The organism is Chryseobacterium sp. JV558, assembly GCF_033712365.1.
Lineage (GTDB): Bacteria > Bacteroidota > Bacteroidia > Flavobacteriales > Weeksellaceae > Chryseobacterium.
Genome location: NZ_WJHU01000001.1, coordinates 522787 through 537986 on the forward strand (window position 1 = coordinate 522787; position 15200 = coordinate 537986).

At 35.1% G+C, this 15200-nt stretch carries 16 protein-coding genes; 10 read left to right on the forward strand and 6 right to left on the reverse strand.

What is annotated here, in order from left to right; genetic code table 11:
- Positions 1-136: 136 nt before the first annotated feature.
- The 5 genes from GFU89_RS02480 to GFU89_RS02500 all read left to right on the forward strand — a co-directional run bounded on the left by GFU89_RS02480 (position 137) and on the right by GFU89_RS02500 (position 3944).
- Positions 137-1120 carry a phosphatase PAP2 family protein gene (locus GFU89_RS02480; RefSeq protein WP_318845628.1) on the forward strand — a complete coding sequence of 328 codons (984 nt, stop codon included), beginning with the start codon at positions 137-139 and terminating at the stop codon, positions 1118-1120.
- A 141-nt stretch (positions 1121-1261) separates the two neighbouring features.
- Entirely contained in the window at positions 1262-1984 is a 723-nt protein-coding gene (gene kdsB, locus GFU89_RS02485) for a 3-deoxy-manno-octulosonate cytidylyltransferase (RefSeq protein ID WP_318845629.1), read from the forward strand.
- A 92-nt stretch (positions 1985-2076) separates the two neighbouring features.
- Positions 2077-2739 carry a histidine kinase gene (locus GFU89_RS02490; RefSeq protein WP_318845630.1) on the forward strand — a complete coding sequence of 221 codons (663 nt, stop codon included), beginning with the start codon at positions 2077-2079 and terminating at the stop codon, positions 2737-2739.
- Positions 2740-2774: 35 nt separating this feature from the next.
- Positions 2775-3350: a glutathione peroxidase gene (locus GFU89_RS02495; RefSeq protein ID WP_318845631.1), complete on the forward strand. Its 576-nt coding sequence runs from the start codon at positions 2775-2777 to the stop codon at positions 3348-3350.
- A gap of 78 nt (positions 3351-3428) precedes the next feature.
- Complete coding sequence (locus tag GFU89_RS02500) at positions 3429-3944, forward strand: VOC family protein (protein WP_318845632.1); 516 nt, start codon at positions 3429-3431, stop codon at positions 3942-3944.
- A gap of 14 nt (positions 3945-3958) precedes the next feature.
- On the opposite strand, the gene GFU89_RS02505 is transcribed toward GFU89_RS02500, so the two are convergent.
- Positions 3959-4615, reverse strand: a complete 657-nt coding sequence (locus GFU89_RS02505; RefSeq protein ID WP_318845633.1) for an NAD(P)H-binding protein — start codon at positions 4613-4615, stop codon at positions 3959-3961.
- Positions 4616-4744: 129 nt separating this feature from the next.
- On the opposite strand from GFU89_RS02505, the gene GFU89_RS02510 reads away from it, so the two are divergent.
- Complete coding sequence (locus tag GFU89_RS02510) at positions 4745-5098, forward strand: MmcQ/YjbR family DNA-binding protein (protein ID WP_318845634.1); 354 nt, start codon at positions 4745-4747, stop codon at positions 5096-5098.
- A gap of 84 nt (positions 5099-5182) precedes the next feature.
- Positions 5183-5674, forward strand: a complete 492-nt coding sequence (locus GFU89_RS02515) for a hypothetical protein (protein WP_318845635.1) — start codon at positions 5183-5185, stop codon at positions 5672-5674.
- Positions 5675-5690: 16 nt separating this feature from the next.
- Here GFU89_RS02515 and GFU89_RS02520 read toward each other — a convergent pair whose 3' ends face one another.
- Together GFU89_RS02520 and GFU89_RS02525 are read right to left on the reverse strand one after the other, a co-directional pair.
- The gene (locus GFU89_RS02520) at positions 5691-6737 is read right to left on the reverse strand and encodes an acyltransferase (protein ID WP_318845636.1); all 1047 of its coding nucleotides are present in this window, start codon (positions 6735-6737) and stop codon (positions 5691-5693) included.
- Complete coding sequence (locus GFU89_RS02525) at positions 6721-7647, reverse strand: bifunctional riboflavin kinase/FAD synthetase (RefSeq protein ID WP_318845637.1); 927 nt, start codon at positions 7645-7647, stop codon at positions 6721-6723. The genes GFU89_RS02520 and GFU89_RS02525 overlap by 17 nt, the downstream gene beginning before the upstream one ends.
- A gap of 216 nt (positions 7648-7863) precedes the next feature.
- Between GFU89_RS02525 and atpD the strand changes: the two genes are divergently transcribed.
- The 3 genes from atpD (at position 7864) to GFU89_RS02540 (ending at position 10640) form a co-directional block, all read left to right on the forward strand.
- The gene (gene atpD / locus GFU89_RS02530) at positions 7864-9372 is read left to right on the forward strand and encodes a F0F1 ATP synthase subunit beta (protein ID WP_318845638.1); all 1509 of its coding nucleotides are present in this window, start codon (positions 7864-7866) and stop codon (positions 9370-9372) included.
- A gap of 88 nt (positions 9373-9460) precedes the next feature.
- Positions 9461-9742, forward strand: a complete 282-nt coding sequence (locus GFU89_RS02535) for a FoF1 ATP synthase subunit delta/epsilon (protein ID WP_077417074.1) — start codon at positions 9461-9463, stop codon at positions 9740-9742.
- A gap of 79 nt (positions 9743-9821) precedes the next feature.
- The gene (locus GFU89_RS02540; protein ID WP_318845639.1) at positions 9822-10640 is read left to right on the forward strand and encodes a hypothetical protein; all 819 of its coding nucleotides are present in this window, start codon (positions 9822-9824) and stop codon (positions 10638-10640) included.
- A gap of 271 nt (positions 10641-10911) precedes the next feature.
- Here GFU89_RS02540 and GFU89_RS02545 read toward each other — a convergent pair whose 3' ends face one another.
- From GFU89_RS02545 to GFU89_RS02555, 3 genes are all read right to left on the reverse strand, one after another.
- Positions 10912-13101, reverse strand: a complete 2190-nt coding sequence (locus GFU89_RS02545) for a B12-binding domain-containing radical SAM protein (protein WP_318845640.1) — start codon at positions 13099-13101, stop codon at positions 10912-10914.
- A 171-nt stretch (positions 13102-13272) separates the two neighbouring features.
- The gene (locus GFU89_RS02550; protein WP_318845641.1) at positions 13273-14034 is read right to left on the reverse strand and encodes a hypothetical protein; all 762 of its coding nucleotides are present in this window, start codon (positions 14032-14034) and stop codon (positions 13273-13275) included.
- Positions 14035-14277: 243 nt separating this feature from the next.
- A complete protein-coding gene (locus GFU89_RS02555) occupies positions 14278-15156 on the reverse strand; it encodes a DMT family transporter (RefSeq protein ID WP_318845642.1) in 879 nt (292 codons plus the stop codon).
- Positions 15157-15200 lie beyond the last annotated feature (44 nt).

Sequence of the window (15200 nt, forward strand, 5' to 3'; positions counted from 1 at the left end):
GAATTGAAAGTACGTTTATTGATAAAAAGATTAAATAAATATTAAAAGTTAAACAACCACGTTGTACACACACACCAAGGAATTATCTTTGGGGCTTTTACACACACTAAAATATAATAAAGTCGAAAATTACACGATGAAAAAACTGAGATTTCTACTCTTACCAGTTTCAATATTGGTATGCTCACAAGAGATTGACACATTGAAAGTAAAAGAACCAAAGAATTCTGAGCTGTCAAAAGTACAGACTTACACTTTAAAAGACGGTTCCGTCAGAACTTACCCCAAACCCAAATTATTGGATTTTGTAACGAAATTACCCCGAAATTTTATCAATACAAATAAAGATTTTGTTGCCAAAGATCATGCTTATTATCTTGGAGGTGCCGTTGCATCTACTTTGATTCTCTTGCCATTTGACCAGAAATTAATTGACAATTCAAGAGAGCTAGGAGAAAGGTGGGGAATGGATAAAGATAATAATTACCACAAAATAGGTGGTGTTTTTAAAATCCCTAAAGATATCGGATCTACCTTATATTTGATTGGGAATGGCTCTACACTGGTCTTGCTGGGAATTGGTTTCGGAACATATGGTTTGATCAAAAATGACTACAGAGCACAAGCTACAGCCAGTGGTTTGATGGAGAGTTTAATTCTTTCCGGTGTTTTCACGCAAACTATTAAAAGAATTACCGGAAGAGAAAGCCCTTTTATTGCAGAAATAAACGGTAATAAAGGAGGTGCCTGGAATCCTTTTCCAAGCTTTTCTGAATTTGGTAAGAATACCTCCAATTATGATGCAATGCCATCCGGACACTTAACTACATTTATGGCAGGTATCACCGTGATTGCAGACAATTACCCAGATGCAGGATGGATAAAACCTGTAGGATATACCTTAGCGGGAGCATTATGTTTTCAAATGATGCAAAGTAAAGTTCACTGGGCTTCAGATTATCCGTTAGCCTTATTAATGGGGTATTTTATAGGAAAAACAATATCAAAAAGCCGATATACTTCTTCAGAAGGTACCATCGGAAAAACAAAATATAATCTCAACTTTACAGCATCCCGCCAATGGGAATATAATATGGTAGGCGTAAAACTCTCTTTTTAAACTGCCAAAATCCCTCTTTTATAGAGTAAATAAGATACTTTTCACTACATTTGATATCAAGATAAAAGGAATATTCCCACTTTGGTAAATGCTGGGATGAAACCTGTTGAATTAAAGAGAATTACTTAATATTTTTACTGAATGAAAATAATCGCTGTCATTCCCGCACGTTACGAAGCAAGCCGTTTTCCTGGGAAGCTAATGCAGATTTTAGGAGAAAAAACCGTTATTACAACTACCTATCAGAATGTAGTGGAAACCGGGCTGTTTGATGAAGTATTTGTTGCAACAGACTCTGAAATTATTTTTGATGAAATTGTACAAAATGGCGGAAAAGCCGTAATGACAGGGCGGCATGAGACCGGAAGCGACCGTATTGCTGAAGCCGTACAGAATATAGACTGCGATATCGTAATCAATGTTCAGGGAGATGAACCTTTCCTTAAACTGGAACCCTTGCAGCAGCTTATCGAAGTTTTTAGACATGATACTCAAGAGGAAATTTCTTTAGCTTCTTTAAAAATACAGCTGTATGAAAAAGAGGAGGTTGAAAATCCAAATAATGTAAAAGTTATCACGGATAATAATGGTTTTGCCTTGTATTTCAGCCGCTCTGTAATTCCTTTTCACAGAGAAATTTCTTATGATATAAGTTATTTTAAGCATATTGGGGTATACGCTTTCAGGAAAGAAGCACTGTTGCAGTTTTCAAAACTGGAAATGAAACCATTGGAAATATCCGAAAAAATTGAATGCATCCGTTACCTGGAGTATGGAATGAAGATCAAAATGATAGAAACCAATTTCATAGGAGTAGGCATTGATACACCGGAAGATCTTGAAAAAGCCAGAAAGTTGATTTAAAAAGCTGCAGGAGGCAAAAAAGCAGATTCATTCTTTCTCCTTTTTGCAATTTCACAGAAATCCCCCTATATTTGAATTTATAAATAAAATTAATGAAGAAGTTACTATTAGTATTTGGACTGATATTTTCGCATATGGCATTTGCGCAGACCGCAAAGGAAATTATAGACAAAAACATTGAATTATCCGGAGGGTTAACCAATTGGAAATTGTTGAATTCAGTATTACTTCAGGGAAAAGTGGTATTGGGAATCAAAGATGAATATCCTATCAAAATTTATCAGCAGCGTCCGAATCTTACTAAAACATTAATTACTACCGGCGGAAAAGAAACGGCAATTGAAGGTTTTGATGGAACAAAAGGATATGCAATGAACTATGCCGCAAATAAACTTCAGGAATACCCAGAATATGTACCGGAAAGTTTTGATAATGACTTCATTGATTGGGAAAATAAAGGTTTTGATGCCAAATACCTTGGAAAAGAAAAAGTAGGAGAGATCTACTGCCATAAAGTGGAACTTACCAAAAACGTGAATAAGAACATGTATTATTTTGATACAAAGACTTATATGCTTTTAAAAGAAGTGAAAAAAGATGAAACGCTGATCTATTCTGATTATAAAAAAGTAGGAAATATTACCATGCCTTTCAGAATTGAATCTTCCAGTACCAAAAAAGACGGAGATTATGTGATGTTACTAAACAAAGTAGAAGTCAACAAAGTTTTTCTGGCTAACATTTTTAAATTTTAATTCAACTGCAGCCCGGCTGCATAACATGATAAAAAATGAAAAATATTTTTTTACTGCTGCTTTCTTGTATCGCATTCCTGCAAAGCTGCACCAACCAAAAAAATGAAATTTCTAAAGCCAAAACCACTGAACTTATGGGAAAAACAATATATGACTTCAAAGTAGAAAGTCTTGACGGAAAGGAAATCAATTTTGCTGATTTCAAAGGAAAGAAAATCCTGATTGTCAATACCGCTTCAGAATGTGGATTTACCCCTCAGTATGCCGATCTTGAGAAGGTATATGAGGAATATAAAGATAAACTGGTTGTCGTAGGATTTCCTGCCAATAATTTTGGAGGACAGGAACCAGGAACCAATACCGAAATTGGCGCTTTCTGCCAGAAAAATTACGGAGTGACATTCCCCTTAGCAGCTAAAGTTTCCGTGAAAGGAGATGATACCGCTCCAATATTCAAGTATTTAACAGAACAGGAATTAAACGGAGTAAAGAACACAACGATTCTTTGGAACTTCACCAAATTTCTGGTTGACGAAAACGGGAAACTGATTGATTCTTTTGTAAGTACCACAAAGCCTACTGACGAGGCTATTACAAAATATCTGAAATAAAGATAAAAAAGTATATTTTTACAAGTGGGTGTTTATACATCCACTTTTTTTATTTTTATAACCCATCAATGCATCCTTATGAAGAAAATAATTTTTACTCTTTGTGTCCTGGCTTCCTTTATGTTAGGATTTGCTTTTAAAGCCGTTACAGAAAAGAAGTCTGATGAAACGAAAAGAGTAACCGGAATCGGCGGAATCTTTTTTAAATGTAAAGATCCTAAAAAGATGAGAGAATGGTACGAAAGCCACTTGGGCCTTGCTACCAATGAATATGGATCTGTATTTGAGTGGTATCAGGGTGCTGATAATTCTAAAAAAGGATTTAGCCAGTGGAGTCCTTTCAGTGAGAAAACAAAATATTTTCAGCCTTCTGAAAAAGATTTCATGATCAATTATCGGGTAGAAAACCTTGAAAAACTGATTGAGCAGCTTAAAAAAGAAAATGTAACCATTGTTGATAAGATGGAGACTTATGAATATGGAAAATTTGTCCATATTATGGATATAGAAGGAAACAAAATAGAACTTTGGGAACCTAATGATATTGAATATGAAAAGTTAGGACAAAAAATGGGAAGTAAAACCACAAAATAAAAACAGATCGGTAGTTAATCATTAGTTTTTTCTGCAAAACAGAAAATATTTCCAAGCTTTATGCTGGAATATCCGTTACTTTTTATTTTTGAAGATTTAATCATTGCTTTTGCCAAAATGTTGGTGGGGAGCGGTTTTTGGCTTTCTAATAATCCCAGTTTATTAGCAAATTTTATAATCCGGCTTCCTAAAACTTCTCCGGTTCTCTCAGAGTTTGTTCGTTCAAGCATTCCCGGTTTGAAAATGGTGATCTTATTGAAATGCAGCTGCTTTACAGCTTCTTCCAGTTCGCCCTTCATTTTGGAATAAAAAATCTTAGATTGTGGATTTGCTCCATAAGCTGATACCAGAATGTAATCTTCCACATCATTCTCCCTTGCTGCTTTTGCAAATTCATACTGATAATCAAAGTCTACTTTCTTTTGGGCCTCCTTGCTTCCTGCGTCCTTTAAAGTAGTTCCCAGGCACGAAAATGCCACATCTCCATTCACCATATCTTTCCATTCTTCAGGCTTTTCAAAATTCACAACATGTACTGTAAGCTTATTATCCTGAATATCGACAGGTTTTCTAACAAAAATTTCCACTTCATCAAACTCTTTATCATTCAATAACTGATTGACAAGATCTTTTCCTGTGGCGCCTGTAGCACCTATTACCAGAGCTTTCATAATAATTGTGGTTTTTGTGAGATTATTTCTTTCTTAAATTTACTAAATTTGAATTAAAGTTTAAAAAATTATATCAAATATCATTGATAACCATTACTTATTACTCATCATTGATTACCTATTATTAACATGGATGCCAACGAAATTTTAGATTACTGTCTTGCAAAAAAAGGAGTTACGGAAAGTTTTCCGTTTGATAATGAGACTCTTGTATTGAAAGTAGATACCAAAATGTTTTTACTAATGGGGCTTGAAAGGCAACCTTTAGCAATTAATGTAAAAACAGATCCCGAATGGAGTGCAGAACTTCGTGAGCAGTATCCTCAGATCACAGGGGCTTATCACATGAACAAAACCCATTGGAATTCTGTAACAGCAGATGGTTTGAAAAGAGATTTGATCTTTAAGCTTATTGACCAATCCTATGATTTGGTTTTTAAATCCCTGACAAAGAAGGCTCAGAATGAAGTAAATTCTTTATAAAATAGAAGAAAAGATTGAGGTATGGAATTTGTTATCTACTATCAGTGAAATATATAATTTAATAGTAATAAAAATAAAGAACAAATGAGAAACCACCTTTTATTATTCGTGGCAGCGGGTACATTGATGCTGTCAAGCTGCACCAAGCCGGTAAAGAAAAGTACTGCTGAAAATCCAACTCCTGCTGTCTCAGCTTCAGAAACCTCTTCTGATCATATTAAAATAGAATTTTCAGGGACAGAGAATTTTACGATTAAAAATCCAAAGCTTAAAGTAAGTTTGTATGGAGCAGATGAAAAATTAGCAGATGCTCCTGCCACTTTAATTACAGAAAAAGAATATGAGCAGAAATCTGTACCGTTCACCATTGATCTGCCCGTACCAAAAGATGCTGAAAACAAGATCAATCCAAAGCCTGCAGGGCCTGCAAAATATTATGTAACAATAAGCTGGGACTCCGATGGAAACGGGAAAGCTGATGAAAAAGGAGATGTATTTATTGATTACGATAAGCAGTTTCCCAATGTGGAACTCAATAATGAAACTCAGAAAATCTACTTAAAAGTATTAAAATAAATAAAAAGGCTATTCATCACTGAATAGCCTTTTTAGCAAATAAATCTTTATATCCCAACGCTTTCTTCTCGATCAGATGCCAGGAAATATATCCAAACAGAAGTGAGAGAGGTAGGGAAAATATTAGTAATGGAAGGGTATTCAGTTTATAAAAATACATCAGCGCCTGCTGTATGGGAAAAGAATAAATATAAATTCCGTAAGATGTATCTCCAATAGTGTCTCCAACCTTATTGAGATATCGGGTAGAACTTTTACCAATGAGAATGACCAATAGTGGCAGGGTAATATAGCAGGTATATTTGAAAATATTTAAATATAGGCTGACAATAAGAACAATAAAGGAAAGTATAATGATGATGTTCTCCGTTCTTTTATTCTTGATATCCAGATAAGTCAATACCATTCCTCCTGCAAAAAAGCACATCAGATTATAAAAGTGATTACTTCCCAATGCCATTTTCATAAACAGCCCATGAAGAAAATAAGGTTGAAAAATACTTAAAATATAACTTGATATAAATAACAGAATTACAACAGTTTTCACAATTTTTTTTTTCCGGATAAAGAACAGTAATGAGACCATGACATACATACTAAATTCATAGCAGATGGTCCATAAACTTCCATTAATACTGTTTTTATAGGGGTTGCTTTCGAAAACTCCATCAATCCCTTTCTGGCGGAAGAATAAAGTTAAGTTTTGAGGAATATAGGTGTATACAGATTTGTTCTGCAAATAAGGAACAGAACTTTCATAAACAGCCGGAGCCAGCAGAACGGTAAGAAAAAGGACTACTATTAAAGCAGGAAAAAGTCTTAAAAGTCTTTTCCAGTAAAAATCAGAAAGACCTTTGCAGCGCAGCAGACTTTTAAAAATTAAATATCCGGATATAATAAAAAAACCATGAACTCCCAGGTATGAAAATTCCATCTGGCCATTGGTAAGCTGTGATAAAGGATCACCTTGGGGAGCTCCGGACAGAGCGTAGGAGTGGGTAATGATAACAAGACTTGCAAAAACCAGCCTTAGAAAGTCAAAATTATTACTCCTTGAAATCATATTCCTGAGTTATTTTTTTATCCTCATCCAGTCTTTCAATCAGTTTTTCAAGACCTTCAAATTTGATTTCCTCATGAAGAAAATCTCTGAAGCTTACCGTAATTTTTTCACCATAAATATCATCATCAAAATCAAGGATATAAACTTCTACGGTAAGTTTTTCCCCGTTTACTGTAGGATTGGTTCCAATACTCAGCATTCCTTTATATAGATTGCCTTTCACGAATACTTCTACAATATAGGCTCCTTTTTTTGGTAAAAGCTTGATCGCTTCTGTATCAATATTAGCGGTGGGATATCCAATGGTTCTCCCGATTTTCTTCCCATGAACTACCGTTCCTGAAACAGAGTAGGAGTATCCCAGCATTTCGTTGGCCTCCTTGATATTTCCTGTTAAAAGAGCATTACGTACCTTTGTAGAACTGATATTATTTTCGTGAATATTGATTGCTTCCATTTGTTCAACATCAAAATCAAGTTCCTTGGATAATTTTTGAAGAAGTTCAAAATTTCCACTTTTGTTTTTCCCGAAAGAATGGTCGTATCCTATAATAAGGTATTTAACGTTGAGCTTATCAATTAAAATCTGACGTACAAATTCTTCTCCAGTAAGGTTTCTGAATTCTTCATCAAACTCCTTCAGAAAAAGATTATCAACTCCATATTTCTCAACCAGCTGCTTTTTTTCTTCTAATGTATTCAGAAGTTTTAAATCTTCATTAGGATTAAAAACAAACCTTGGATGTGGCCAGAAAGTAAGGATAGCTGTTTCCAGATTGTTCTCTGTACCTACTTTAGTCAGTTCATCAATAATACTCTTGTGCCCGAGATGTACCCCGTCAAACATTCCTAAAGACAATGCTAAAGGCTTCTGTGAGGAATAATCTGTAAAATTCTTGAAAACTTTCAAAACGGAAAAATTTGACTGCAAATATAGAAATAATGTGCCAATGTATCAATATAACAATGATGTAATACCTATAACCTTACTATTGCAGTGCTGCTTCATTGTTTTATCCGTATATTACTAAAATAATCTATTCTCAAAAGCATGATAAAAATCTTTTTTTTACCAATTGCGGGTTTATGAAGAATCACTATATTTGCACCAAGAAAAAATTTAGCAATGGCAAACCAAATTAAAGGTAAAATTTCTCAAATTATTGGTCCGGTAATCGACGTTGTCTTCACAGATGTGGAAGCTGTTCCATCAATCTATGACGCGTTAGAAATTACAAAAGAAAACGGTGAAAAAGTAGTTTTAGAGGTAGAACAACATATTGGCGAAGATACAGTAAGATGTATCGCAATGGACGCTACTGACGGTCTTAAAAGAGGGCAGGACGTAATTGGATACGGAAATCCTATTATGATGCCAATCGGAGAGGCTGTAAACGGAAGACTATTCAACGTTGTTGGTGATGCTATCGACGGACTTCAAAATATTTCTAATGAAGGTGGTCTGCCAATTCACAGACCAGCTCCAAAATTTGATCAACTTTCAACTTCTGCAGAAGTTTTATTTACAGGTATTAAAGTAATCGACTTAGTTGAGCCTTACGCAAAAGGAGGTAAAATTGGTTTGTTCGGTGGTGCCGGTGTAGGTAAAACAGTATTGATCCAGGAGTTGATTAACAATATTGCAAAAGGACACGGAGGTCTTTCTGTTTTCGCCGGAGTAGGTGAAAGAACGAGAGAAGGAAATGACCTTTTAAGAGAGATGTTGGAATCAGGTATTATCAAGTATGGTGATGATTTCATGCACTCTATGGAAAACGGAGGTTGGGATCTTTCTAAAGTAGACTTAGAAGCTATGAAAGAATCTAAAGCTGCATTCGTTTTCGGACAGATGAACGAGCCGCCAGGTGCAAGAGCTAGAGTAGCACTTTCTGGTCTTACATTAGCTGAGTACTACAGAGACGGTGGAGAAAGCGGACAAGGTAGAGATGTACTTTTCTTCGTAGATAACATCTTCCGTTTTACACAGGCTGGTTCTGAGGTATCTGCACTTCTTGGTCGTATGCCATCAGCGGTAGGTTACCAACCAACTCTTGCTTCTGAAATGGGTGCGATGCAGGAAAGAATTACTTCAACTAAAAATGGTTCAATTACTTCAGTACAAGCGGTATACGTACCTGCGGATGACTTAACTGACCCGGCTCCTGCAACTACATTTGCTCACTTGGATGCAACTACGGTACTTGACAGAAAGATTGCTTCATTAGGTATTTACCCAGCGGTAGATCCATTAGCTTCTACTTCAAGAATCCTTGCTCCGGAAGTTATCGGTCAGGAACACTATGACTGTGCTCAAAGAGTAAAAGAAATTCTTCAAAGATACAAAGCTCTTCAGGATATCATCGCAATCCTTGGTATGGAAGAACTTTCTGAAGAAGATAAATCTGTTGTATACCGTGCAAGAAAAGTTCAGAGATTCTTATCTCAACCTTTCCACGTAGCAGAACAGTTTACAGGTATTCCAGGATCATTAGTAGATATCAAAGATACAATCAAAGGATTTACAATGATTATGGATGGTGAATTAGATCACTTGCCAGAAGCTGCTTTCAACTTGAAAGGGACTATCGAAGAAGCTATCGAAGCAGGACAAAAAATGTTAGCTGAAAACGCTTAATAATTAGACATAAAGATAAAAGATACCAGACATGAGACTTTAAGGTTGTCTGAAATCTGAAATCTGAAATCTTCAAATCTAAATTAAAATGAATATAAAAATTTTAACACCAGAATACGTAGTTTTTGAAGGAGAAGTAGACTCAGTATTGTTGCCTGGAAAAAATGGTGAATTTCACATCATGAAAAACCACGCGGGAATTGTTTCTTCTTTGATCGGAGGTAATGTAAAGCTTTTTGCCAATTCTATTGATGAGGCTTTTGCTAAAAACTTTACCAAAGAAGCTGGAAAAGACTCTGTTTTTGCTTATGCTATCAAAAGCGGTGTTGTAGAATTTAATCATGATAAAGGAATTATCCTTTGTGAATAATTAAATGAAAAGCTAAATATATTTTCAAGAAAGTGTAACTTTGTGTTACACTTTTTTTTATTTGTAAAAGTCTGATTGTATGAAGAGAGGCATAGTCATATTCTTTACAGTTCTGGGTGTTTTCCTCCATGCTCAGAATATCAAAACAAAGAGAGGAATTGTCAATCTGGACGGCATCCCGGTAGCGAAACTGTCTAACAAATCCAGCGAATATACGTTTATGGATCTGAAGGAGACCCCGATGTATACCATAAAATTCATTGATAAAAGTATCGTTGATTCTGTTCGCGACAGCTATATCAGTATTAATAGGGTATATAACAGGGACAAAACGATTGAAATTGATTATTCATCACCTTCTGCATTCTCTGGTGAAGAAAAGTCAGCCGTCTTTACTTCGGTTAAGGATCTTAAAATCATTGATAATAAAGGAGTCAATGTGAAAAACCTTGATGAGATATTTTTAAATGTTCCCAAAAGAAAGCTGGACAGTAAAACCAAAGACGCTTATACTATCAGAAAGAAAATAGATAAGATGAATATTGAGGTCAATAAAGTAGGAGAGATCTTAAGTAATGGCGTTCCTGTAGGATATTTTACCAATCTGCCTGTAAGTTTCGGTTCAGAAGATACCATTATGGATAAAACATCTATAGATATTGAGATCTATGATGCCAAAAGTAAGCTTATCGGGAGATATATTACGACTACAAAGCAGCTAAAAACAGCAGGTGGAAAGTCTTTTACAATTTATAAGGAAATGTCAGGAAGAGCTTCTATCTTAAAATTCCCAACCTATAAAGCACTTGCTGAACGAATGGCTATTATGGATCCTAATTTTATTAAAATACAGGAAAAAGTATCTGTGGGTACTGTATCAAAAGAAACTGCTAATTAATAATCTAATTAAAGAAATATATTTTTTATATTATATCAGTAGGAACGGGCTTTAGCCCGTTTTTTATTATGGATGATATTTCATTTGGTTTTAGCCAAAACTTATTGAAACCTCATTAGTCTTTACTAACCACCCGTTAAAAATTCTTTGAATTTTCACTGAAATCTGCGAGAGATAATAATTCAATCGAAACAGGTCTTATTCATCTATAAAATAATAATTCACAAAAATCTTGCTATGTTGAAAATCCCTGAGAAAAAACTGAAAAATTTTATAAACTTAAAATCACCCCATTTTCCTTCAATTGCTGGATCGGTTTTGAGAACCAGAATAGCTCAAAATCTTCAAAACTCTCTTCAAATTGAGTCTTAAGTTGTTGAATAGTAGGTTTTTTTGAATTTTCAATAGAATTATCCTCCAATACATTCATCAACCATTCTGCCTTTTCCTGTTCCAGCTCAACCTTCACAATATTGGTTTTTAAGTGGAATGTAAGTAATGTATACGTACCAGAATATTTCTTTTTATTTTTTACGCGATTCTCAGCGATTACATTTTTCGTCAGAAAGACAACTTTGGAGTTGATCTTCAATTGAAACTGACCATCATCTAAAAGAGAGTCGTGAATGTAATCCGGATGAATAGTTGTTCTCGGAATTTTAAAATCAAACCACTCCTGAAGCGGCAGTTCAAAATTTACTCCATGCATATAATTGAACAAAGATTTCTTTAATCCGAAGCTGAACTTGTTATGATCAATTCCGGTTTTATCCTGAAAGTCTATATCGTTATTGGCGAAAAGAATTTCTTGTTTTACCGGAACTACTCCAAAATCTTCGGGGTTCATTCCAACAGGCGAATGGGCAGTCATAGCAAACTGATGCCAAAAACCACTTTGAAGAATTCCCATTTCAAACATCTGCCGAATCATTTCCAAAGAATCAACTGTTTCCTGAACGGTTTGGGTAGGGTAGCCATACATCAGATAAGCATGCACCATAACTCCGGCTTCTGTAAAATTTCTTGTTACATTGGCAACCTGTTCTACAGAAACTCCTTTGTCAATTAATTTCAACAATCGGTCACTGGCTACTTCAAGACCTCCGGAAACAGCAACACATCCCGAAAGTTTCAGGAGGTAGCATAAATCACGGGTGAAGCTTTTTTCAAAACGGATATTCGTCCACCAGGTAACAACAAGATTTCTTCGGAGAATTTCCAAAGCAACTTCTCTCATCAGGGCAGGCGGGGCAGCTTCATCCACAAAATGGAATCCTGTTTCACCCGTTGTTTTGATCAGCTCTTCAATTCGGTCTACCAGGATTTTAGCAGAAATAGGTTCGTAGATTTTAATATAGTCTAGTGAAATATCACAGAACGTACATTTTCCCCAATAGCATCCATGAGCCATTGTGAGTTTATTCCATCTTCCGTCACTCCATAAACTGTGCATGGGATTGGCGATTTCGATAACGGAAATATATTGATCCAGTTTTAAATCCGTATAATCCGGAGTTCCGACATCAGCCTGTTTATAATCGTGTCTTTTAGAATTATTCTTATAAACAACTTCCTGATTTTCGAGGAGAAAAGTTCTTTTAAATTCACCTTCCCCATTGGAAATTTCTAAATTTTGGTAGAGAAGTTCAATAGGAAGTTCACCATCATCTAAAGTAATAAAATCAAAAAATTCAAAAACTCTCTGATCTTTAATTTCTCTTAGCTCGGTATTGGGAAAACCTCCGCCCATCGCAATTTTAATGTGAGGATAATGCTTTTTGATCCATTGCGCACATTTGAAAGCAGAGTAGAGATTGCCGGGAAAAGGGATTGAAAAACAAACCAGTTTCGGCTGAACCGTTTCTATTTTTTCACGAAGAATTTTTAAAGTAAATTCATCAATAAATGTTGAATGTCCAGATAATTTTGAATATAATTCATCAAAAGAATTAGCACTTTTTCCGAGACGTTCTGCATATCTGCTGAAGCCAAAATCGGAATCAACGTTTTCAACAATATAATCTGAGATGTCTTCTAAATATAAGGTCGCCAGATGTTTGGCTTTATCCTGAAGACCCATATTTCCAAAAGCAAACTCCATATCATCCAGCTGGTTGAAACGGGAAGCTTCGGGAAGGAAATTCATACTGCAGATCTGCCTTGCCAGTGTGGGTGTTTTGTCCTGTAAAAACAGAATAACCTGATCTATGGTTTTGATATATTCTTCTCTTAAGGCATAGATTCTCTGAGAATTTTCAGAGGTATCCTGAAGATCAGTTTTTTTGCTGAAAACCTTCTGAATTCCGTCTTTTGAGAATAATTCCAAAATAACATCAATCCCCAAATCTACCTGATAACCGGAAATATTTTTGGTATTTAAAAATCCTTTAATATAAGCCGTTGCAGGATAAGGAGTATTAAGTTGGGTAAAAGGCGGAGTAATAAGAAGCAGGTCTTTCAACAGAAATTTTTTGCAAAGTTATTCTAAAGTTTTTTTAGAAAAAAATTTTTTCTCCTGATTATAAACAGTGATTAAAAGTCTTTAGAGTTCTGCTTTATGATAATCTGTTTCTATGGATCTAATATTCTTACTTTATCTTTCGCAAGAATCCCTATTGGGATAATTGATGTATCAAAATAAGTTAGTTGGTTTCACAAACAAAGCATCCGGAGGGTTATTATTGATAAAACTTAAAAAAGAATCCTCATCAAAATATCCGTCTTCGTCAAGAATTTCGGGGCTCAGTAATCCAATTTCACTCGGTTTTTCAAGGCTGATATTCTCGATAAACTTTCCGGTTTTTCCTGTTATTTCGTTATGAAAACTAATTAAATATCTGGAATATATATTTCCTTCAGCAACAGTATAATGTCCGTTTTCTGCAATAAGAGAAGTCATAATACTTCCACCGATGTACGTTTCATTATCATTGCCTGATGCTCCGAATAATACTTTGCTGGTAACATTTCCGAAACAGTAAAGTGAACCGTTGATGATAATATTTTCTGCCTGTATATTGCCTGTTGCAATGAGAACAATATAGTCTTCAACAAAAAGTGTTTTGGACAAATGAATATCATCTTCTATGAGAATGATTTTATAGCCTTCACCTTCTTCAGTAATCAATTCAAGAGAAGTAGTGTTTTCGTTCTCTATAAGGACAATCTCAGGAGCATCACCTTCATTATTAATGTGAAGTGAAGCATCTTTTATTTTATCTGCTGTCTCATCATCCAGCATTTCGAGAAACTCAGCAAGACTTTCTTCATCTAAAGAGCTTTCGTTGAAGAAATTGTTCTCCAGGGCTTCATGAGCTATGGTATATAGGTTTTCGGATTTTTCTTTAAGTCTGTTGTATAATTGATCTTTGGTGATTTTTTGTAATTCTTTCATCGGCTTTTAAACTAAATGCATTGATCTACTATAGGAGGGAATGCCCATCAATAGACCATTGCAATATAGTCAGATAAATTTTTTTATGCCAGAGAGACGGCCTTATTTTTTAATATTTTTCAAATCAGACAAAAAGATACGGATAAGTACTTTTTTAATTGATAATTTGATCTTATTTGTATCAAGAAAAACAGTGTTATAAGCAGTAGTAAGACCTAAGCAGGCTTCACAGATGAGAATACTTTATGCGTGATTCAGATTTTTACGGTCTGTAATGACATTTAGAGTAACTCCCAGCAAAATAAGGGTAATCCCAATCAGTAAGTTATTGGTAAACTTTTCATGGAATATCAATACACTGATCAGTACGGCAACTACCGGTTCCAGAGCGCCTAAAATAGATACGGGAGTCGATCCGATATATTTGATTGCATAAACGAGACAAAGGCTGGAGATCACTGTAGTGAGGAGTGCAAAAATAAGGAAGTTAAGGAATATTTCTACTGAATGAATTGCAAAAGACTCATTAGCTGCCACAGCTTTGCTCATAAAGAACATAGATGTGAAAACCATAGAGTAGAAGGTAAGCTTAAATCCGGAAACCTTCATATTCGATTTGTTAACGATAACCATATACAGTGCATAGAACAATGAACTGAGCATGACAATTCCCAGTCCTGTAAAATTAATTCCCAATCCGTTTCCTTTTAAGCATAAAATAATGACTCCGGTAAAAGCAAGCAGCAAAGAAACAACTGATAGTCTGGTAAGCCTTTCTTTGTAGAAGAAAAACATAATCAAGGCTACGATAACCGGATATATAAATAAGACGGTAGAAGCAATTCCGGCAGTAAGGAAATCATACCCTAAAAACAGAAACTCCGAAGAAAGGGCATAGCAGATTCCAAGTATGGCCAGGATTAACGCTTCTTTTTTATTGATTTTAAAACTTTCTTTGGAATACAGCAAATATCCTCCAACCATTAAGGTTGAAAAGAAAAATCTATAGAACAGAGTAATATCCAATGAAAAATGCACCTGCTTGATAGGCAGAATAAAAATCGGAATCAGCCCATATGAAACAGCTGACAAAACCCCCAATGTGTAACCTCTAAGTTTCATGAGTTGTTATCGTTATTTAACAAAAAACCACTGAATCAATCAGT